Origin of the sequence: Streptomyces sp. NPDC051105, assembly GCF_040682795.1 — a bacterium.
In the GTDB taxonomy this organism is placed as follows: domain Bacteria; phylum Actinomycetota; class Actinomycetes; order Streptomycetales; family Streptomycetaceae; genus Streptomyces.
This window is the reverse complement of the sequence record NZ_JBFBBR010000005.1, coordinates 281,371-300,282: the sequence shown is the minus strand read 5'-3', so window position 1 is coordinate 300,282 and position 18,912 is coordinate 281,371. Positions and strand designations below refer to the sequence as shown.

General features: G+C 66.8%; 17 protein-coding genes and 1 pseudogene. 9 read left to right on the top strand and 9 right to left on the bottom strand.

The window, feature by feature from the left end:
* The first annotated feature begins 512 nt into the window (after nt 1–512).
* The 3 genes and pseudogenes from AB0N16_RS15010 to AB0N16_RS15000 all read left to right on the top strand — a co-directional run bounded on the left by AB0N16_RS15010 (nt 513) and on the right by AB0N16_RS15000 (nt 3,501).
* Nucleotides 513–1,151 carry an RNA polymerase sigma factor gene (locus tag AB0N16_RS15010; RefSeq protein WP_365796682.1) on the top strand — a complete coding sequence of 213 codons (639 nt, stop codon included), beginning with the start codon at nt 513–515 and terminating at the stop codon, nt 1,149–1,151.
* Complete coding sequence (locus AB0N16_RS15005; RefSeq protein WP_365796680.1) at nt 1,148–2,209, top strand: CU044_5270 family protein; 1,062 nt, start codon at nt 1,148–1,150, stop codon at nt 2,207–2,209. Before AB0N16_RS15010 ends, AB0N16_RS15005 begins: the two co-directional genes overlap by 4 nt.
* Nucleotides 2,210–2,638: 429 nt before the next feature.
* Nucleotides 2,639–3,501 (top strand): annotated as a pseudogene (locus AB0N16_RS15000) (alpha/beta fold hydrolase).
* A gap of 102 nt (nt 3,502–3,603) precedes the next feature.
* Here the strand turns inward: AB0N16_RS15000 and AB0N16_RS14995 are convergent.
* Entirely contained in the window at nt 3,604–4,179 is a 576-nt protein-coding gene (locus AB0N16_RS14995) for a helix-turn-helix domain-containing protein (protein ID WP_365796678.1), read from the bottom strand.
* A gap of 102 nt (nt 4,180–4,281) precedes the next feature.
* Between AB0N16_RS14995 and AB0N16_RS14990 the strand changes: the two genes are divergently transcribed.
* Together AB0N16_RS14990 and AB0N16_RS14985 are read left to right on the top strand one after the other, a co-directional pair.
* Entirely contained in the window at nt 4,282–5,379 is a 1,098-nt protein-coding gene (locus AB0N16_RS14990) for a Glu/Leu/Phe/Val dehydrogenase dimerization domain-containing protein (RefSeq protein ID WP_365796676.1), read from the top strand.
* Between the two features lie 531 nt (nt 5,380–5,910).
* A complete protein-coding gene (locus AB0N16_RS14985) occupies nt 5,911–6,252 on the top strand; it encodes a helix-turn-helix domain-containing protein (protein ID WP_365796674.1) in 342 nt (113 codons plus the stop codon).
* Nucleotides 6,253–6,437: 185 nt separating this feature from the next.
* Here AB0N16_RS14985 and AB0N16_RS14980 read toward each other — a convergent pair whose 3' ends face one another.
* Nucleotides 6,438–6,791, bottom strand: coding sequence for a hypothetical protein (locus tag AB0N16_RS14980; RefSeq protein ID WP_365796672.1), 354 nt, complete (start codon nt 6,789–6,791; stop codon nt 6,438–6,440).
* A gap of 414 nt (nt 6,792–7,205) precedes the next feature.
* Here AB0N16_RS14980 and AB0N16_RS14975 point away from each other — a divergent pair, with 414 nt between their 5' ends.
* Nucleotides 7,206–8,033 carry an alpha/beta hydrolase gene (locus AB0N16_RS14975; protein WP_365796670.1) on the top strand — a complete coding sequence of 276 codons (828 nt, stop codon included), beginning with the start codon at nt 7,206–7,208 and terminating at the stop codon, nt 8,031–8,033.
* Nucleotides 8,034–8,203: 170 nt separating this feature from the next.
* On the opposite strand, the gene AB0N16_RS14970 is transcribed toward AB0N16_RS14975, so the two are convergent.
* Both AB0N16_RS14970 and AB0N16_RS14965 read right to left on the bottom strand, forming a co-directional pair.
* Entirely contained in the window at nt 8,204–8,647 is a 444-nt protein-coding gene (locus AB0N16_RS14970) for a VOC family protein (RefSeq protein WP_075033912.1), read from the bottom strand.
* A gap of 603 nt (nt 8,648–9,250) precedes the next feature.
* The gene (locus AB0N16_RS14965; RefSeq protein ID WP_075033913.1) at nt 9,251–9,838 is read right to left on the bottom strand and encodes a TetR/AcrR family transcriptional regulator; all 588 of its coding nucleotides are present in this window, start codon (nt 9,836–9,838) and stop codon (nt 9,251–9,253) included.
* Between the two features lie 332 nt (nt 9,839–10,170).
* Here AB0N16_RS14965 and AB0N16_RS14960 point away from each other — a divergent pair, with 332 nt between their 5' ends.
* Nucleotides 10,171–10,920 carry a glucose 1-dehydrogenase gene (locus AB0N16_RS14960; RefSeq protein ID WP_365796668.1) on the top strand — a complete coding sequence of 250 codons (750 nt, stop codon included), beginning with the start codon at nt 10,171–10,173 and terminating at the stop codon, nt 10,918–10,920.
* Between the two features lie 680 nt (nt 10,921–11,600).
* On the top strand, nt 11,601–12,530 hold the full coding sequence (locus AB0N16_RS14955; RefSeq protein ID WP_365796666.1) for an alpha/beta hydrolase: 930 nt from the start codon (nt 11,601–11,603) through the stop codon (nt 12,528–12,530).
* A gap of 302 nt (nt 12,531–12,832) precedes the next feature.
* Here the strand turns inward: AB0N16_RS14955 and AB0N16_RS14950 are convergent, their stop codons facing one another.
* The 5 genes from AB0N16_RS14950 to AB0N16_RS14930 all read right to left on the bottom strand — a co-directional run bounded on the left by AB0N16_RS14950 (nt 12,833) and on the right by AB0N16_RS14930 (nt 17,380).
* Entirely contained in the window at nt 12,833–14,224 is a 1,392-nt protein-coding gene (locus AB0N16_RS14950; protein WP_362565128.1) for an FAD-dependent oxidoreductase, read from the bottom strand.
* A 217-nt stretch (nt 14,225–14,441) separates the two neighbouring features.
* Nucleotides 14,442–15,599, bottom strand: a complete 1,158-nt coding sequence (locus AB0N16_RS14945; RefSeq protein ID WP_365796664.1) for a 2Fe-2S iron-sulfur cluster-binding protein — start codon at nt 15,597–15,599, stop codon at nt 14,442–14,444.
* 9 nt (nt 15,600–15,608) lie between these two features.
* Entirely contained in the window at nt 15,609–16,205 is a 597-nt protein-coding gene (locus AB0N16_RS14940) for an MOSC domain-containing protein (RefSeq protein ID WP_365796662.1), read from the bottom strand.
* Between the two features lie 123 nt (nt 16,206–16,328).
* Nucleotides 16,329–16,466 (bottom strand): hypothetical protein, encoded by a 138-nt coding sequence (locus AB0N16_RS14935; protein WP_365796660.1) that lies wholly within the window; start codon nt 16,464–16,466, stop codon nt 16,329–16,331.
* Nucleotides 16,467–16,513: 47 nt separating this feature from the next.
* Entirely contained in the window at nt 16,514–17,380 is an 867-nt protein-coding gene (locus tag AB0N16_RS14930; RefSeq protein ID WP_365796658.1) for an alpha/beta fold hydrolase, read from the bottom strand.
* 758 nt (nt 17,381–18,138) lie between these two features.
* Between AB0N16_RS14930 and AB0N16_RS14925 the strand changes: the two genes are divergently transcribed.
* Nucleotides 18,139–18,885, top strand: coding sequence for a pyridoxamine 5'-phosphate oxidase family protein (locus AB0N16_RS14925; RefSeq protein ID WP_365796656.1), 747 nt, complete (start codon nt 18,139–18,141; stop codon nt 18,883–18,885).
* The last annotated feature ends 27 nt before the right edge of the window (nt 18,886–18,912 follow it).

Here is an 18,912-nt window from a genome sequence, read left to right as displayed (position 1 = left end):
GTGAGCTGAGCAGTACGGACGGCTGGTTCGAAAGCCACGGAACCGATGACAGCCCGCGTCCAGCGCGTGGGCGAGGGCTGCTTGGTCCAGAGGGGGCCTGCTCGGCAACTCCGCCGGCGGCCGGGCTGAGTTCCACTCCAGCGTCGGCTCCACCGAGCGACCGTGCCCGGTGACGGCTTTGCGCGGTCGGCACACACCGCTCGTGCAGGCCGCACGGGAGTGGACCCTCAAGCTCCGCTTCAAGCGGTCGGTGCTTCGTGGCGTGGAGCAGAGGCCACTGGCCGCGCCGGGGGTATGGAAGGACAAGCTCGGCGAGGATGCATAGGCGGACACCAAGGCGGATAGTTTACACTTCAACGACATATCGTGGCGCTGCCACCGAGGTCGGCGGCAATGGGGCGCGTGAGGCCTCTGGTCGAGAAGAAGCACCGGGATGCCGAAATCCTGCTGCGCCTCATCTGACTGTGATCCACCTCACGGGAACTGGCCCCGTGTATCCGACAGGTACCTGCGTGAAGCAATCCTTGCGAGCTCGTCTGCGAGCCGACGATCCAGAAGCCTTCCGCCAGCTGTACCAGGAACTGGGCGAGGCGATCTACGCGCACGCCTACCGCGCCACGGGCGACTGGTCGGCCGCCGAGGACGCGGTGTCACTGACGTTCCTGGAAGTGTGGCGTCTGCGGGAGCGGCTGGAGCAGGGCGACGAGAGCCTCCGCCCCTGGGTCTACGGCATCGCCACCAACGTCCTGCGCAACCGCGGACGCGCAGCGCGCAAACACCAGCAGACCCTGACCCGCTTCCCCACACCCGAGACCGTCCCGGATATTGCCAACGAAGTCGCCGCTCGCATCGACGACAGCGAAAGGCTCGCGGCCGCCAGAGCGGCGGTGGCCAGGCTGCGCCGCGGGGACCGCGATGTGTTCATGCTGTGCGTCTGGTCCGACCTCAGCTACGCCGCGGCGGCCCAGGCCCTGGGCATCCCGGTCGGCACCGTCCGCTCCCGCCTGTCACGCGCACGGGGGCGTCTGCTCAAACTGACCGAGCAGGAACTGAAGCGCGTGAAAAAAAGAGTGGAACCCCCTGCACCCGTCCGACAGATACAGGGCGACCGCACACCCGCGGTCCGGTCGATACAGGAGAAAGCCCGATGAACGCTCCGAAGCATGGTGACGAGGCCGAGCGCCAGGAGCTGTCGCACCTGCTGCCGCGCCCCGGCACACCAGGTCTCTCTCCCGCCCGGTCTCAACGTCTTGAGGAATATCTGATGCAGGAAGTCACCCAGACGGGCGCGCAGACGCAGCCGTCTCCCGCCGCGAAGCGCGGTATGCCGCGCTGGAGCCTGATAGCCGCGCCGGCCGCGGCCCTGGCTGTCGCCGCAGCCGTCGCCGTCAGCGTCACCGGCTCCGGCGCGACCCCCGCCGACGACAGTGTGGCCATGGCCTCGATCATCACCGTGCAGCCAGCCTCCGCCCACGGCGCCACCGCCTTCCTCAGCCAGGTCGCGAACGCGGCCAGCAAGCAGAAGACCCCGACCGTCGGCGCCCACCAGTTCATCTACGTCAAGAGCAAGGTCGGCTTCACCCACCAGGTCAAGCAGCGCACCATCGGCGGCGCGGCCAAGCTCGACGCCGTCCACCAGCGCGAAGTGTGGCTGGCCGCCGACCCCTCCAAGGACGGCCTCATCCACGAGGGCGGCCAGAACATCACCATCCACAACAGCGGCAAGGGTGTGGTCAACCCCGGCGAAGCGTCGCAGCCCGCCAGGCCGGGCACCGTCCCGCAGATCGCGTCGCTGTCGACGAACCCCGACGCGCTGCTGACGCAGATCTACTCCGCCACCCGCGGCGAGGCCCCCGGCAAGGACGCGGCCGCGTTCAACTGGATCGGAGAGACCGTCTCCGAGTCGATCGTGCCCGGTGACGTGGCTTCCTCCATCTGGCGGGCCGCCGCGAAGATCCCCGGCGTCGTCCTCGTCAAGGACGCCACCGACGCGGCCGGCCGCCATGGCGAGGCCATCGCCCACGTCTCCAACGGCGAACGCACCGAGTACATCTTCGACCGCAACACCCACCTGTTCCTCGGCGAGCGCAGCTACCTCATCAAGGACACCTCGATGGGCAAGGCAGGCATGCTCACCGGCACCAGCGCGGTCCTCTCCCGCGCCGTCGTGAACAAGATGGGTGACCTGCCTGCAGGCGCCGGCGCCTGACCCGGACACCACCCAACCGCCCGGCTGCTGACCATCACTCAGCGGTCGGGCGGACCCATCTCCCCACCAGCCTGGCACCCACACGGCCTGGCCTGAGCGGAGGCAACATCGTCTGACAGGGCGGCAAGGGCTCGTCCGTCGACAGATGCTCGACCTCACCTTCAGCCGGATGAACATGCCTTCCGCCACAGGTGATTCACCGTCGTGGTCGAGCCATGAGGAGCGGTGGGTGAGCCGGGCCCGGTGGTCATGCCCCAAATTAGCAGTCTGATGGTTGGGCTTAGCATTTTAGGTGGAAACGGCTGCGGAGCGTTCTGGTCCATTTTCCGACCATGAAATCCATCAGAGTCTCCGGTGCTGCCGGTTGTCGACGGCACCAAACGCCGCGAAACCCGCTTTGCCAACTCGGTGCGCCCTCGGAGGGCCAGCATGCTCCCTACCTATCACCGCACGTCAACCATCCAGGGGCAACGAGTCTTCTACCGCGAGGCAGGTCCGGCGGAGGCGCCGGTCGTCCTGCTCCTCCACGGGTTTCCAACCAGCTCCCACATGTTCCGGCACCTCATCCCGGCACTCGCCGACCGCTACCACGTGATCGCGCCCGACCACATAAGGTTCGGTCAGTCCGCGATGCCGGAAGCCGACGAGTTCGAATACACCTTTGACAATCTCGCGGAAATCACCGGCGACCCGCTCGACAGCCTAGGCATCAGCCGTTTCTCAATTTACGTACATGATCACGGCGCCCCTATCGGATGGCGGCTTACTCTCGACCCTTCGTACGAGGTGACCGCGATCATCTCGCAGAGCGGCAACGCCTACATGGAGGGACTCGTCCAGCCCTTCTGGGAGGACCTGTTCGCGTACGCCACGGCCCCGGGAGCAAATACCGAACAGGGGGCGCGGACCAAGTTCAACGCCGAGACAACCCGTTGGCAGTACGAGAACGGCGCCTTCGACAGGAGCCTCGTCAGCCCGGACACCTGGCTGCACTCAGACTCTGCTGGACCGGCCCGGCAACGATGAGGTGCAACTGGCGCTCTTCCGCGACCACCCGACCAACATCGACGGCTACCCTCAACTCCAGGAATACTTCCGCACCAGCCAGGTCCCGCTCCTGGCGGTCTGGGGTGCGGGAGACGAGATCTTCGGACCGGACGGGGCCCGGGCCTTCACCCGCGATCTGCCAGACTCGGAAGTTCACGCTGCCGGCTGGGCACTTCGCCCCGGAGACGCACCTCGACGCCATCAGCGGCTACATCCGCGGGTTCCTCGGCCGCGTCCTGGACTGAGATGCAGCCGGTCTTGACCGCACCCCATGCGTGAAGCCGTCGGAGTGCCCCGCGGCGCGCGAAGGTCGTCTGCGCGGCGGTCCAGAAGCTGAGCTGATCCGGCTACGAATGGAACCGATCAACGTCGCCAGGGCGCTGCCGGGACGAGTTGCGTACAGGGGGCGGTTGTCGGAGGGATGAGTCTGCCGCCTCACTCTGCGACAGTCCGGGGGCTGGAACGACCTCGAGTTCGCTGGGGGCGAGCATGTGGCCGTCGGAGCAGGAGAGTTCCACGTGCACGGGAGCATCGCAGTCTCGGTGCCGCAGGCGGACTGGACCGCCTTCCGTTCCCGGGGTGGCGTGGCGGTCGCCCCACTCCATCAGCGCGAAGTAGGCGATCAGGAGCTCCTGGCCGGGTTCGGTCAGTTCGTAGCGGTCGCGTGTTCGCTGCCCGGGCGCCTGGTAAGGGGTCCGCCGCAGGAGTCCGACCTCGACGAGTTCTCGTAGGCGTTTGGCCGTTGCAGGTGCGCTCAGCGGGGTGTGGCGGACGAAGTCGTTGAAGTAGGTCGTGCCGTAGAAGGCCTCGCGCAGCACGAACAGGTTCGAGGGCGTCCCGAGTACTTCCAGGGCCCGTGCCGCTGAGCACCGGTGTTCGCTCCAGCTGTCCCGGTCGGTCAGCGAGCCTGTGAGTGCCGACATCACACCATCCCGTCTAGCGAAGCAGCAGACTTATGTTAGCTTAAGCCAGCTCTGACTTAGCTATCGTTAAGTCAGCCCGTATCTGAGCTGGAGGGACTGGGCATGCCGTCACGCACTCTGGAGACCACGCTCGATCATGAGGGGGTCCTGGCTCGGCAGGGGCGCCGCTCCGGCCTGCCAGTGATCATCGCCATTCACTCCACCCGCCTCGGCCCTGCCGTCGGTGGCATGCGGATCGCTCGATACGACTCCCCGGCCGACGCGCTGGTGGACTGTCTCCGACTGAGCCGCGGGATGACCTACAAGGCCGCCGCGGTCCGCAATGGCACGGGCGGAGGAAAGACTGTCGTCCCGCTCCTGCCCGGGGGCCCTCAGCGCCTGGATGGCCAACTGCGGGAAGCCCTGCTGCTCGATGTCGCCGAACTGGTCCACGATCTGAACGGCGCCTACTACGTGGCCCCCGATGTCGGCACCAGCTCCGCCGACATCCAGCTCATGCGCCGTCGCACCCCCTACGTGGGCGGCTATTCCGCCACAGCCGATGGCCTCGGGGCCACTACCTTCGGGACTGCCGCCGGCGTCGAGCATGCGATGAACTCAACCGCCGCGCATCTATGGGGAACACCGCATCTGCGGGGGCGTGACGTGGTGGTGATCGGATTCGGTGGCGTCGGGCATGAGCTCACCAAGCGCCTGCTCGCACAAGGCGCTCACGTACGGGCGACCGACGTCGCCCCCGAGCGACGCTCGGCCGTCGAAACGTCCGGAGCGCAGTGGGTAGAACTGGACGGCGCCTACACCCTTCAGACCGACATTCTGGCGCCCTGTGCCCTGGGCGGCGCTTTCACCTCCGAGCTCGTCGGCTCACTGCGTTGCCGGGCGATCGTCGGCTCGGCCAACAACCAGCTGGCCCACGACGCAGTGGCACAGGACCTGACCCAGGCGCGGATCACCTGGGTGCCGGACTTCGTGGCAAACGCCGGCGGGGTCATGTATGCGTCCGGCCTGGAGCTTCACCAACTGACCCCGAAGCAGTCCCTGCGGCGGCTCGCATCCATCGAGGAAGCCACCGCACGGGTACTGGAGGACAGTGCGAATGAGGCAACAACCCCCCTGGCCGTCGCCCACCGTCTCGCCGAACACGTCCTGACCGCCGCAGGAACCCACCGCCCGAACGGAAACACCCCTAGTACCACTTGATGCGATACCGAGGAACCCTGGGACGAAAGCTCCACTCTCACCCGATATCTCTGGTTGCGCTGCTCATTTCTCTAGAGATATCGGCATGTGGGATCCCCTCCACCAGTGTGGTTCAGGTGGGCGAGCCTGCGACCGGGATAGATATGCGGAAGATCCGTGTCTACTTCTGGTCCAGCGGGAACCTGACATTACTGCCACGACTTGTCGATACCACAGGAAACGTACAGACCGCGGTCGAGTTGTTGTTCGCTGGGCCGACCGAGGACGAAGCGGCCCGGGTCACCACAGAGCTTCCTCGACTGGCGGTCGATCCTCTGGTCTTGTCGAGCCACGGCACCTCGGACTCGCGAGCCCACGATGAACCACGGCCCAGGAGAAGTAAAGAAGCGGATGAGAGTCCATGTCAGAGGCTCAGGTTGGAGTTTGACGCAGACAGCATGTCCGATGCGCTAGCGCAAAAGATCCTTCTCCGTGCCCGATCGCTGGCTTGGCCACCTGATTTTCTATCCACGAATGGAACGTAGTACTCACATGTCAAAGCTGGGAGCACACGACGCAGGGCCGTGCCAGAAGGTCGACGACGGTATGGCCCGGGTCTTCCAGCTGTTCGGAAAGCGCTGGACGGGCCTGATCGTGGCCGTGCTGCTGCCGCATCCCGTCCACTTCGCCGACCTGCGCCGGGCGATCCCCGGCATCAGCGAACGGATGCTCTCCGACCGCCTCACGGAACTCGGCGCCGCGGGACTCGTCGCGCGCGACGTCGACGAAGGTCCCCCGCTGCGGGTCTCGTACAGTCTGACGGAGGCCGGCGCCGCGCTGGAGCCCGCGCTGAAGGAACTGGGCAGCTGGGCGGAGAAGCATCTCCGAGCTTAGGAAGTAAGCCGGGCTGGGCAATATGCTTCGGGGAGCTGAAGGGCCTTCCGCTCGAAATTCCGAAATGGTGAGCCAGACAAGGATCACCTCCTCGCTCGGCTCGCGGACACCTGCGGGGCTCGCCGCCGAGGGGGGTGACAGCCTGCGCCCAGTTCGCCGCGAGCCGCAGGCGGGGGTTTCATGAACTAGCCGACGCATCCAGATCCGGCTCGGCGATTCGGCGGCGGCGCGGGCGGCGTACGTCCGCGGACTCCGCCAGCCAGATCGAACGGTGGCACCGAGCGGTCGGTGCGCTGCGCCGCCTCGATCTTGTCCAGGGAGTCGTAGGCACAGAACTCCGTCACCGCGTCCAGGACCCCAGGGGCGACCGCCGACAGCGCCGCGGCCAGGCCGGCGGCGTCGCCGGTGGAGCCGACGTTCGCCTCGGCCAGGCCCTGGTGGGCCCGGGTGTCCATCGAACACACCGCCACCATGGCCTCGGCCCGGCCGTCCTTCCGCCAAGCCAGCGCGGTCTGCGCAATCAAATCCAGCGTCGGCACCACCACCAAGGTCAGCTGTGATCCGGGCGCGCCCGCCAGACGGATACCGACCAGCGTCTTGCCCGTCCCGCACGCCGACACATACAAGCCCCGCGTGCCTGGACGATGCAGATGCCAATACCGCGCGGTCGTGCGTGGATGCCGTCCCGGCTGCGCGCGGCGTAGCCGGCGGATCCCGAAGTCCGCAGATGGCCATACTGAATTGCGAGAGCGACCAGTCACCGGGCCGACGTGCTGCCTGTTGGGTATCGTGGCTAAGAGGACGTGATCATTCCGGTCGCCTTTCGCCGCCTGCCCTCCCCGTCGATTTCTCGCAGGTCCGCTGCTGGTTGGCAGCTTGACCTCAGATTTCCGACCGGACCCCGGAATCCGGACCAGCGTGGCGTTCTGGATATCTTCGAAAGGAACCGCACCATGCCCTTCGTCACTGCCAAAGACCGTACAGAGATCTTCTACAAGGACTGGGGCTCGGGCCAACCCGTCGTCTTCTCCCATGGCTGGCCGCTCACCGCGGACGCCTGGGACCCCCAGATGAAGCTCATGGTGGACAACGGCTTCCGCGCCATCGCTCACGACCGGCGCGGTGGCGGCCGCTCCGGTCAGCCCTGGGACGGCAACAACCTCGACACGTACGCCGACGACCTGGCCGCGGTCATCGAAGCCGAAGACCTGCACGACGTCATTCTGGTCGGGCACTCCACCGGCGGCGGCGAAGTCACCCGCTACATCGGCCGGCACGGCACGGCACGGGTCGCCAAGCTGGTCCTGCTCGGCGCGATCCCGCCGCTGATGCTGAAGACGGAAGCCAACCCTGAGGGCCTGCCGATCGAGGTGTTCGACGAGATCCGCCAGGGTGTGCTCACGGACCGCTCGCAGTACTACAAGGACCTCAGTGCCCCGTTCTACGGTGCCAACCGTGAAAGCTCGACCGTCTCCCAGGGAACGCGTGACGAGTTCTGGCTCTGGAGCATGACAGTCGGCATCAAGGGCGCCTACGACTGCATCAAGGCGTTCTCCGAGACGGACACGACCGAGGACCTGAAGAAGGTCGATGTGCCGACACTGATCGTGCATGGCGACGACGACCAGATCGTGCCCATCGTCTCGGCGGGCGCCAAATCATCCAAGATCGTCAAGGGCGCGCAGTATAAGGTCTACGAGGGCGCGCCTCATGGCCTTGCGATGGTGCCCAAGTACGCCGAGATCTTCAACAGAGACCTGCTTGAGTTCGCGCGTAGTTAGCGCCGTCCCCCGGTCCTGGGTCAACGGCGGCGCTGCCGTTACCCCAGGACACTGCGGGCCAGTGGCGCTGTGAATTGGCCGCCCCGGAGGGACGGTTCAAAGATGTCCCGGGCAACCATGTCCGGAGCCCCTGAAACTGGCTCGGCAGCCTGGGCGATCGGTTCGCCGTGTCAGCCGATCGGGCTTGCGCCCTGCTGGAAGACGTTGATGAGGTTTCCGTCGTTGTCGCGGATCGCGGTCGAGATGCTGCCGTCGCCGAGGTCCATCTGCTCCCAGACGGTCGTCACGCCCAGGTCACGGAAGGTGCGGGTCACGCCGGCGAGGTCTTCGACGCGGAACACCAGGGCCTTGTTGCCGATCGGGCGGATGTGGGCGGGGGGCTCTGCCGTCAGTTCGGGGATCCGCACACCGTCCGCGGGCTGAAGGAGCTCGAGCCGGAACCCGGGGCCCTCCAGGAAGGCGACGTCCGCTCCGATGGCGTCGAAGCGGGACTTAGCCAGCAGGGTGAGGCCGAACACCCGGTTCCACCAGTGGATCGACGCGTCGAGGTCGCTGACGGAAATCGTCACGTTGTGGAGGCTGTAGGGGAAGGGCGGCTGGGCAGCGGTGGTCATGGTGATCACTTTTCGTTGGGCGGGTGCAGGCGTTTGCTGTGGGGCACGCGAGACCCCTCGCGCATTCCGGCCGGCTTCTCTGTGCCGTGGAGCGGAACAGTCTGTGCCCGTCAGTCGCCGACCCGACGTCTACTTGCAATAGCGAATCCGCGGGTCGTAGGCCAAACGTAGACCTTATGGACCATACAGTCAAGAACTTGTGTCCTCTTCAGGTGCATTGCGAAGTCAGTGGATCAATGCACCGGTTGGCGAATCGTCGTCGGCGTGCGGAAGTGAGGCGCGAGCGAGGTCCCGTGCGGACTTGGGTAGCCTGGAGACTTTGCCGTCAGGGCCCGTGCGCAATGGGCCGGCGCCGTCGGCTGCCGGAGCGTCGTCTGGCCCGCGTTGCGGCCCAGTCGATGGCGCAGCCGCCCGGCCGGAGTGCCTGCTCAAGGGCATGGTGAAAGGGGCAGGCCGTCAACCGCGCTGGGGCGGGCGCCCTGGCCACTCGTGGGGGTGCTCGGAGGGCAGGTAATGCGCGTGCTCGCAGCCGACTCAAGCGGGCCCACTCGGGTCCCTGCCGGTCGGTACGTCACCTGTGAAGGGTGCTGGCCCGCAGGATGGTCAGTGTCGGGAGAGCTGCTTGAGGGCGGCCTGGCTTATCTGCAGCAGAGCTGAGCCGTCCATGCCGGTCTTCGCGAGAAACTCGATGCCCTGCATGACGGCAAGGAGCAGCCGCCCGACCTCCTGGGCGTCCGCCCCCGGTTCGACCGTCCCCTCGTCCTGGGCTTCCTTCACGCAGGCGATCAGAAGATCTTCAACCGCTTGGTAGCTGCTCCGGGCCCGGGAGACGACGTCCGGATCATTGCTGTGCAGCTCGGACGTGCTGTTGACCAGAAGACAGCCGCGCCGCTGCGGGTCCTCCGTGAATCCCTTGGCCACGCCCTCAACGAGCAGGGTCAGGCGTTCGAAGGCCGTACCGGGCCCGGTCAGGACCGCCCGGACGCCGTTGAGCTGTTCGTCGCGGTAGCCGTCCAGCACGTGCAGGAACAGTTGCCGCTTGTCGCCGAAGGCCCCGTACAGGCTCCCCTTGCCCAGTCCGGTGGCGTCCGTCAGGTCCTGCAGTGACGTAGCCGCGTACCCCTGATTCCAGAACTGCTCGCGCGCAGACTCCAGAACCTGGTTCTCGTCGAAATTCCGCGGTCGTCCCATGTTCAACAGCATACGTCCTTCTTGACCTATCGGTCCAGATCGTGAGCGCCCGGCTGCATGCGGCACACAGGGGGCAGGCTGGGTGGTGGCGGGGTGTGTGGCGCACGACTCCCCCCGGCGCCCCGGCGTCCTGGCTGCGGGCGAGCGGGCGTCGGCCGGCTCGTTGCCGCTCGGCGGTGTGGATGCAGTCACGTTTTTGCCCGAGCGGTCCATAACGTGGTTCTTTACCGTACAGTCCATAAGTGCCCGGGGCTGTCCGCTCCGGGCTGTAACACTGCAGCGACACATGGTGCACGCCTTTTGGCGTTTGCATCGGATAGGGATAAGCGATCATGGGACAGCTTGACGGGAAGACGGCAGTCGTCACCGGAGGCAACAGCGGAATCGGACTGGCCACAGCAAGGCGATTCGCGCGTGAGGGCGCGCACGTGTTCATCACCGGCCGTCGACAGGAGGCTCTCGACGCCGCGCTGGCCGAGATCGGTGGGGAAGCCACCGCCGTCCGGGGCGACGTCGCGAACCTCGCGGACATCGACCGCCTCTACGCGGCTGTCGCCGAGCGGGGCCGGTCCATCGACGTACTGTTCGCCAACGCGGGTGGCGGTGAGTTCGCCGCGCTTGAGCAGGTCACCGAGGAGCACTTCGACGCCACCTTCAACATCAACGTGCGAGGCATGCTCTTCACCGTTCAGAAGGCAATTCCGCTGCTCAACGACGGCGCCTCGGTGATCCTGACCGGATCGACTGCTGCCACCTCAGGTGGCGCCGCCTTCGGCGTGTACGCCGCGTCCAAGGCCGCGGTCCGCTCCTTCTCCCGCACCTGGGCCAACGAACTCAGCGGCCGCGCAATCCGAGTGAACACCCTGGTGCCCGGCCCGATCGTCACCCCGGGCATCACCGGCCTGGCCGCGGACGCCGACCAGGCCGCGAAGATGAGGGACGCCTTCGCCAGCCAGGTACCGCTGGGCCGGATGGGGCACCCGGACGAGGCCGCAGCCGCCGCACTGTTCCTCGCCAGCAATGAGAGCAGCTTCGTCACCGGATCCGAGCTGTTCGTCGATGGCGGACTCAACCAGATCTGAGCGCCGCAAGACGATGCGCTTGCCCGTGCCAGCGAAGACAAAGATCACCGAAGCCGGTCGTGTGAATTGGCCAGCAGGGTCGATCAAGGGGAAGCTTCAAGCCGCGCCTTGCCCCTGCGGCCGTGACAGTCCATGGCCCGGTCTCACACGGTGTGGGCGGTTGCATCACCTCAAGCTGGCCGCTCTGCAGGGACGTCAGACCGTCCTGCGCAGCCTTCACGGTGCGGGAGGACGGCGAGTGGGGTGAACGCGGTGGCCAGTCGGGGCGCCGGGGCCAGGTGTGGCGACTCGCGGGCGCGGATGGCATCGTCGGCTGCAGGCGCGCCGGTGCCTGCTTTCTGGCATCGCCAGTCTGGCCGCCGATGTCCGGCCGTCACCTGATCCACGCAAAGTGGCGATGACGTCACTCGGTAGGATCAGCTCTGGTGGTCTGGGGTCGGATTCCTCCACAGGATGACCTCCGTTCCCGATGTCTCCATACGGCGCAGGGTCTGCTATGGCGTAGCTGCGGCGCTCGTCGCAGCCAGCGTCCTGAGCGCCTGCGCCGACCGGACGGGCCGCACAGTGGACCCCCGGGAAGACCCTGCTGCCGCGGTGGCCGACAGGGCCGCGCCGAAGTACGCCCCGTGCGGCAAGCCGCCGGTGAAGCTGGAGAAGCAGGACCAGGACTTCCTCAACAGTTGGCGGCCGCCGACGGCCCACCGCTGTACACCCTGTCCTACAAGGCCGCTCGCCAGGTGCTCGACAAGCTGCAATCGGGGCCCGTGGCCAAGCTCCCCGCCGACATCACCGAGCGGACAGTCCCGGGCGGCCCCACCGGGCCGGTGTCCATCCGTGTCTTCCGGCCGGCCGGCGTCAAGGGCCCGCTGCCCGGCATTGTCTACATCCACGGCGGCGGCTGGGTCCTCGGCAATGCGATGACCCACGACCGCCTGGTCCGCCAGATCGCCAACGGGGCGCGGGCCGCCGTGGTGTTCGTCAACTACACGCCCTCCCCCGAAGCCCAATTCCCGGTCCCGATCGAGCAGGCCTACACAGTCGCCCAGTGGGTCGCCCGCAACGGCCGCACGATCGATATCGACCCCACCCGGCTTGCCATCGCCGGTGACTCCGTCGGCGGCGACATGACCGCCGCCGTCACCCTGATGGCCAAGCAACGCGGCGGACCGCACTTTGTCCGGCAGGTCCTGCTCTACCCGGTCACCGACGCCCGCTTCGACACCGCCTCCTACAATCGGCTCGCGGAGGGCTGTTGGCTTACCCGCCCGGCCATGAAGTGGTTCTGGGATGCCTACGCCCCCGATCCCGCCGTCCGCGCCCAGCCACTCGCCTCACCGCTGAACGCCAGTGTCGATCAACTCCGTGGCCTCCCCGAAGCACTGATGATCACCGACTCGGACGCCCTGCTCGACGCGGCCAATGCCTACGCCGCGAAACTGCAAACCGCCGGAGTTCCCGTCACCCTCTCGCACTACGGGTCCGTCACCCACGACTTCATGATGCTCGACGCCCTGGCCGGCACCCAGGCCGCCAAGGACGCCGTCGCGCAGACCACCGGCGCCCTCCGCGAAGCCCTCTACGCCCCACGCCAGGCCGGGCGGGGCAAGTGACACCGCGGCGCCCGCCCCTGCAGTGACCTGCACCACCGGTGGTTGGGTGGCGCTTACCCGCTCCAGGACTGAGAAGGCTGCCGCGGTCGCTCCGGACACGTCGCGTAGACGCCCCCAGCGCCGCGGTCACAGGTCCAGGACCAGGTCCGCCAGCGGCTGCGAGGAGCAGACGGGGTCCTGGGGTCGCTCGGAAGGCTTGCTACCGACAACGGTCGGCTGACCCACGGCACCGTCCTGATCTGCTGCTCGCGTCTTCCTGCGGACGTCGTCGCGGACCTGCGACCGCTAGGGCGGTCACCTCGTTAGTCCTGGAGTACGGCGAAGAGAAGATTCAGTCCTTCGGTCATGGTGGGGTGCGTGATAATCATGTCGCGGAGGGCGGTGTAGGGGAGATCGGCGAGCATGGCGGTCTGCACTGTGGTGAGGGTCTCGCCACTCTCCGGGCCTAGGAGGGCCACGCCCAGGATGCGGTCGGTGCGGGCGTCGACCACGGCCTTCCAGAGGCCGTCCGTATCCCGCATCGTACGCGCCCGCGGGATGGCGGCCACCGGTAGTCGGGCGACGCGCACTTGGTGTCCGGCGGCACGGGCCTGGGACTCCGTGAGCCCGATGCGGGCTAGTTCCGGGGTGAGGAAAGTGGTGTGGGGAACAAGCCGGTCCTTTGTGGAGCGGGAACCGCCGGCAAGGTTGGCCTTAAGGATCCGGTAGTCGTCCAGGGAGATGTGTGTGTACTGCGGGCTGCCGGCGACGTCTCCAGCGGCCCATGTGTGCGGGGCCGAGGTGGCCAGGCGGTCGTCGACGGCGACGAAGCCGGCTGCTGTGGTCCGGACCCCGGCGGCAGGTAGGTCAAGTCCGGCAGTGACGGGTCGGCGGCCGACTGCGACAAGCACTTCGTCGCCGCTCAGCACCGTGCCGTCGGACAGTGCCACAATGACCCGTCCGTCCGCGCCCCGTCGGACGGAGGTGGTGGAACGGTGGGTGAGTACGTCAACGCCACCGGCGGCCAGCAGGCTGGTGACCGCCTGCGCAATGTCTTCGTCCTCCCTCGCCAACAGCCGCGGGCCCCGGGCCACAAGGGTCACCCGGCTGCCGAAGGCCGCGAACATGTCCGCGAACTCCAGGCCGACCGTGCCGCCGCCGATCACGATCAGGTGCTCCGGCAGCCGCTCCAGGTGCAGCAGGGTCTCACTGGTGAGTACACGCGCGTCCGCCAGGCCTGGGATGTCGGGCAGGAGTGGGGTCGTCCCGGTGTTGACGACCGCTTCGGCGCCGCGCAGCCTCCGGGTGCCGCCGCTGTTCAGGGTCACCGCCACCGTGCGTTCCGCAGTGAAGCGGGCCTCTCCGAGGATGAAGTCCATGCCGGAGTCGACGAACTGCTTGTGGTTGATGGTGACCATGCCTTCCACCACGCCGGTCTTATGCGTGCGCAGCAGTTCGGCGCTGGCCTCGGGGGTTTCCGTCACAAACCCCAGCTGTCGCGCCCGGGCGAAGGTGCGCATGGCGCGGGCGCTGGCTACCAGAGCTTTGGTGGGGATGCAGGCGACGTTGATGCAGGTGCCGCCGATCATGCCCCGCTCTACCATGGCGACCCGTTTGCCGCTCCTGGCCCAATCCATGGCAAGCGTCTTGCCGGCCTTTCCGCCGCCTACGACGAGCAGGTCGAACTCCTCAACCGGGTCGACCATGTCGACCATCTCCGTCCTGTGTGGCATGCCCTCTGCCGCGGTCCGTCGAAGGAAAGGAGGGGCACGTGTCGTCGTGGGTAGATCACTCCTGGCTCCTGGGGCGTCCTCGGTGGGGACTGACATGCCGGACGGCGGACTACCTGCGCCCGCAGGTTTCGCCGAAGGGCCCTGGAGGTGGAGGCTTCTCGGTGACGATGCCGGTCTGTGCACCGGCATCCCGGTCGACTCACAGATCCAAAACGACGCCTTCGGTGGGCTTGGAGCAGCAGATGAGGATGTTGCCTTCGGCTGGTGGTTCGACCGGATCAGGTGAGTAGTCGACGGTGCCGGACATCAGGGCGAGTTCGCAGGTGTGGCAGACGCCGGTGCGGCACGACCACTGGACGGGGACGTCGCACGCTTCGGCGAGTTCGAGCAGGGAGTCCTGACTGTTGTTCCAGGGAACAGTGAGGCCGCTACGGGCGAAGGAGACGGGAGGACCGGTGCCGACGGGGCCTGCGGGCTGGTGGGGCGCGGGTGCGGTCGAGGAACCTTTCACTCCCGGGGTGAGGGAGGGCCCGGCGCCGAAGATCTCGGTGTGCACTCGCGACGCTTCCAGCCCGGCGTCGACGAGCGCGGCGGTGACACTGTTCATGAAACCCACGGGCCCGCAAAGGTAGGCGTCGGCGTCGGTCGGCAGGCCTAGACCCAAGATGCGGTTGGCCGAGAGCCGGCCGGCCTCTGTGTAGTCGACGCCCTTGCGGTCGGCGTCGCTCGGTTTGCTGTAAAAGATGCTTGACCGGGCGTTCGCAAGGCCTTCGATCAGGTCGTGGCTCTCCTGAGCAAAGGGATGCTCGGTGCTGTCACGGGCTGCGTGCAGCCACCACACCTGGCGCGGGGAGCGGTCACGCGCGAGCGCGTGGAGCATGGCCAGCACGGGGGTCACCCCCACTCCCGCGGACAGCAGCACCACCGGGTTGTCGCCTTTGGACAGGCAGAACGTTCCGCGGGGCGCGGCGGCCTCCAGGGTGTCGCCGACGCGTATGTGGGCGCGTAGCTCGTTGCTGGCAGCGCCGTGCGGTTCGACTTTGACGCTGATGCGGTACGTGCCGGTGCCGGGCTCGCCGGACAGGGAGTAGCTGCGGATCAGAGGCGGCACGTGTCCCTCGAGCGGGACCTTCACGGTGAGAAACTGACCGGGCAAAGCAGTGGGCAGTGCTGAACCGTCGGCTGCGGCCAGGGACAGCGAGAACACACTCCGGCTCTCGGGCTGGATGCGCGTGACGGTCAGCGGGCGGAAGCCGGGCCAGCTGGGCGGCGGGGCAGTGGCGGCCTTGTTCAGCCCGGCGCTGCCCGAGGAGCCGTCGGCCGCCTCGCTGTCCGCCTGGTCCAGGAGAGTCTGCATGGAGCCCTGCTAGCCGGGACTGAGGGCCGGGATCCGCAGGGCCCGTTCGACCTGCTCGCGTGTGTGTCCCGGCAGGTAGAGCACCCGGTCGATCTCCTCGACGGTCATCGCCTCGGGGCCGGTGGACACCTTGACGATCTCCTGCCCGGCCTCGACCTGGCCCTCCTCGATCACCCGCAGGTAGAAGCCGGGGCGGTGGTGGGCCACGAGCAGGGCCGCCATCTGCGGCTCTCCCATACGCAAGCCCACTCGGTAGCAGGTCACCCGGGGCTGGGTGACTTCGAAGAGCGCGCCGCCGATGCGGTAGCGGTCGCCGATGCAGACCTCGTCGTCCGGCAGGCCGTCGACGGTGAAGTTCTCCCCGAACTGGCCGGGCGCCAGGTCGTCGCGGCCCAGCTCCTTCGCCCAGAACAGGTAGGAATCGGTCTGGTAGACCAGTACCGCCCGCTGTTCGCCGCCATGCCCGCCCAGATCACCCTGGCCGTCGCCATCGATGTTGAGGCGCCGTACCATCTGCGGCCCGGCGACGGTTTGCTTGTACACGCCGGTGTGCACCGTCTTGCCGTGCCAGGGCACGTCGTGGGGCATCCCGACGTTCACTGCCATCAACGTGGCCACCACGTCACCTCTCCTACCGCTACTTCCCATGTCAGGAACTGGTAGAGCCTTGACAGGGAAGCGACTTGCATCGGTTCCGGGCCTCTTGGCCGCCGTCTCAGTCGCTTGCAGTCACGGCCCTGGCGACCAGGTCGGTGTCCTCGTACAGGTGCAGCCGGACCAAGTACCCAACTCGACGGTGAAGTGGAAGGCGACGAGCATTCCGCCGGTCTCTCGGACGCTGGCCTCCTGGGCTGTTTCATGAGTCATGACTCCTCATTTTTCGCCCAGGTGCAGCCCAGGATTCCGTCCGTGCCTCAGGTGAGGACGCGACCGAGGAACCCGTGGATGTAGCCGCTGATGGCATCCAGGTGCGTCTCCAGGGCGAAGTGCCCGGCCGGCAGCAGGTGGACTTCCGCGTCGGGCAGGTCACGGGAGAACGCCCGCGCGCCGTCCGGCCCGAAGATCTCGTCCCTCTCGCCCCAGACCGCGAGCACCGGCACCTGGCTGGTGCGGAAGTATTCCTGCAGCTGCGGGTAGCCGTCGATGTTGGTCGGGTAGTCACGGAACAGTGCCAGCTGCACCTCGTCGTTGCCTGGCCGGTCCAGCAGGGCCTGGTCGTGAAGCCAGTTGTCCGGGCTGACCAGGCTCTTGTCGGGGGCACCGTTCTCGTACTGCCAACGGGTCGTCTCCGGGGCGAACTTGGCCCGCGCGCCCGGTTCGGTGTCGGGTCCGGGAGCGGTGGCGTAGGCGAACAGGTCGTCCCAGAAGGGCTTGGCGAACCCCTCCATGTAGGCGTTGCCGCTCTGCGAGATGATCGTGGTGACTTCGTAGGAGGGGCTGAGGGCCAGCCGCCACCCGATGGGTGCCCCGTAGTCGTGCACGTAGATGGAGAAGCGCTTGATGCCCAGCTGGTCGAGCAGCCCCCCAGTAATATTGGCCAGGTTGTCGAAGGTGTAGTCGAATTCTCCGACCTCGGGCATGGAGGACTGGCCGTAGCCGATGTGATCGGTAGCGATCACATGATACCGGTCGGCCAGTGCCGGGATGAGATGACGGAACATGTGTGAGCTGCTGGGAAAACCATGCAGCAGCAGGACGACCGGTGCTTCGGTGGGACCAGCCTCGCGATAGAAGACCTCTTGGCCGTTAACAGTCGCTGTTTTGTAGTGCGTGGGGAGCATGACGCCCTCCTGGGATCTTCGAGCGCGGAATATGCGTCAAATCCGCCCGCAGGCAACCCCTTTCGCTGCGATGATCGGGAGGAGTGGTCACCTGCTCAGGCTCGGGTGTGTTTTCCCCTCGGCGGCGTGGCGCCTCGAGACAGATGGCGTTGGGCACAACGTGTTCACGCTAGACCCGCCCCCTGGGGACAGCAACACAGAGACGGACAAGTGCGAACTTTTAGATTTTCTTTGCAGATGGCGAAACGGGAATCGCGGATGCATTAAGGCACGAGGAGGTTGCGGAGGGTCACCGTCCCGCTCTGCGGAGCGCACCTTGTCTGCACAGCGCCAAATACTCGGGCAAGCCCGAATTTCAAATATGCGTCTTCACCTATCACTGCGCCGCCTCGCGATGGCTGCGGTCTACGCTGGAATGCACCGTCCGCTCGCACCCATCGGATCGTCGGCCGTGCGGGTAGCCAGCTCTAGCGTGGTCATACGCGGCATGAAAAAATTCTTCTTGCGACCGTATGCCGTCGCTGCCTGAAGGCGCTGACGGCAGTTAGGAATGCCACCATGCGCAATAGCAGCTCCCATCTGGCCTCCTACCATAAGGGTGAGTTGGCCGCTCAAGACCGCGCAGGATTCCGTGAGCACGCCGATCACCTGCGCCCGATCATCAGTGACAGACTTCCCCGTGGCGCCCGCGACTTCCTTGCCGATCTGCGGTTCCTGGTTGTCGGAGCAACTGCACCGGACGGTCTAATTGGGCGTCCATGGTGTACGGACAACCGGGATTCCTGCAGGCGCTTGGCCCTCGCGAGGTGCTCATCGGAGCGCGCCTTTTGGATGTCGACCCGCTGGCGGCGGTCTTGGCGGCACCTTCACTTGTGGGCACTCTTGCCATCGACTTGAAAAACCGTCGACGACTGAGGATCAACGGTCGGACCGTGCCCGCGGCAGGGGGACTCAGACTTTCAGTGGACCAGGCATACGGCAATTGCCCCAAATACATCCAGAGCCGCGAACCGCAGGAGACAGCACCTGCGCCCAGGAAGCCCCAGGTGTCGGAGAGCAGTGAACTGCTCCCGGAGCAGCGGCGGATGATTGACACCACGGACACGTTCTTCATTGCCTCCGCTTCCACGGCGGGTGACGCCGATGCCTCCCATCGCGGCGGCAACCCCGGCTTCGTCAGCAGCCTGTCCCCGCAACGGGTCCAATGGCCCGATTACGAAGGGAACACGATGCTGATGACCCTGGGAAATCTCACCGTCAACCCGGCCGGGGGCCTGTTGTTCATCGACTGGAAGGTCGGCAGGACCTTGCACCTGACAGGTATGGCTGTGATCGACTGGAGTGCGGACACCGCCGCTGAATTCCCCGGCGCGGAGAGAACGGTGGAGTTCCAGGTGGCCAAGGTCGTCCAGATCGACCACCCGGACGGCGCCTTGGTCTGGTCCGCGCCGCAGTATTCACGGTTCAACCCGCCGGTGGCGCCGGCAACCCCAGGGGGACCTTAGCCGGGCCACAGAGTCACCCGCCACGGG

Excerpts from the sequence above, each read along its gene's own strand:
- AB0N16_RS14990 (WP_365796676.1), top strand. The coding sequence starts at position 4,282 with ATGCCGTCACGCACTCTGGAGACCACGCTCGATCATGAGGGGGTCCTG.
- AB0N16_RS14940 (WP_365796662.1), bottom strand. The coding sequence starts at position 16,205 with ATGGCAGTGAACGTCGGGATGCCCCACGACGTGCCCTGGCACGGCAAG.
- AB0N16_RS14960 (WP_365796668.1), top strand. The coding sequence starts at position 10,171 with ATGGGACAGCTTGACGGGAAGACGGCAGTCGTCACCGGAGGCAACAGC.
- AB0N16_RS14995 (WP_365796678.1), bottom strand. The coding sequence starts at position 4,179 with ATGTCGGCACTCACAGGCTCGCTGACCGACCGGGACAGCTGGAGCGAA.
- AB0N16_RS15005 (WP_365796680.1), top strand. The coding sequence starts at position 1,148 with ATGAACGCTCCGAAGCATGGTGACGAGGCCGAGCGCCAGGAGCTGTCG.
- AB0N16_RS14930 (WP_365796658.1), bottom strand. The coding sequence starts at position 17,380 with ATGCTCCCCACGCACTACAAAACAGCGACTGTTAACGGCCAAGAGGTC.
- AB0N16_RS14935 (WP_365796660.1), bottom strand. The coding sequence starts at position 16,466 with ATGACTCATGAAACAGCCCAGGAGGCCAGCGTCCGAGAGACCGGCGGA.
- AB0N16_RS14945 (WP_365796664.1), bottom strand. The coding sequence starts at position 15,599 with ATGCAGACTCTCCTGGACCAGGCGGACAGCGAGGCGGCCGACGGCTCC.
- AB0N16_RS14985 (WP_365796674.1), top strand. The coding sequence starts at position 5,911 with ATGTCAAAGCTGGGAGCACACGACGCAGGGCCGTGCCAGAAGGTCGAC.
- AB0N16_RS14925 (WP_365796656.1), top strand. The coding sequence starts at position 18,139 with ATGGTGTACGGACAACCGGGATTCCTGCAGGCGCTTGGCCCTCGCGAG.
- AB0N16_RS14970 (WP_075033912.1), bottom strand. The coding sequence starts at position 8,647 with ATGACCACCGCTGCCCAGCCGCCCTTCCCCTACAGCCTCCACAACGTG.
- AB0N16_RS14950 (WP_362565128.1), bottom strand. The coding sequence starts at position 14,224 with ATGGTCGACATGGTCGACCCGGTTGAGGAGTTCGACCTGCTCGTCGTA.
- AB0N16_RS14975 (WP_365796670.1), top strand. The coding sequence starts at position 7,206 with ATGCCCTTCGTCACTGCCAAAGACCGTACAGAGATCTTCTACAAGGAC.
- AB0N16_RS14965 (WP_075033913.1), bottom strand. The coding sequence starts at position 9,838 with ATGGGACGACCGCGGAATTTCGACGAGAACCAGGTTCTGGAGTCTGCG.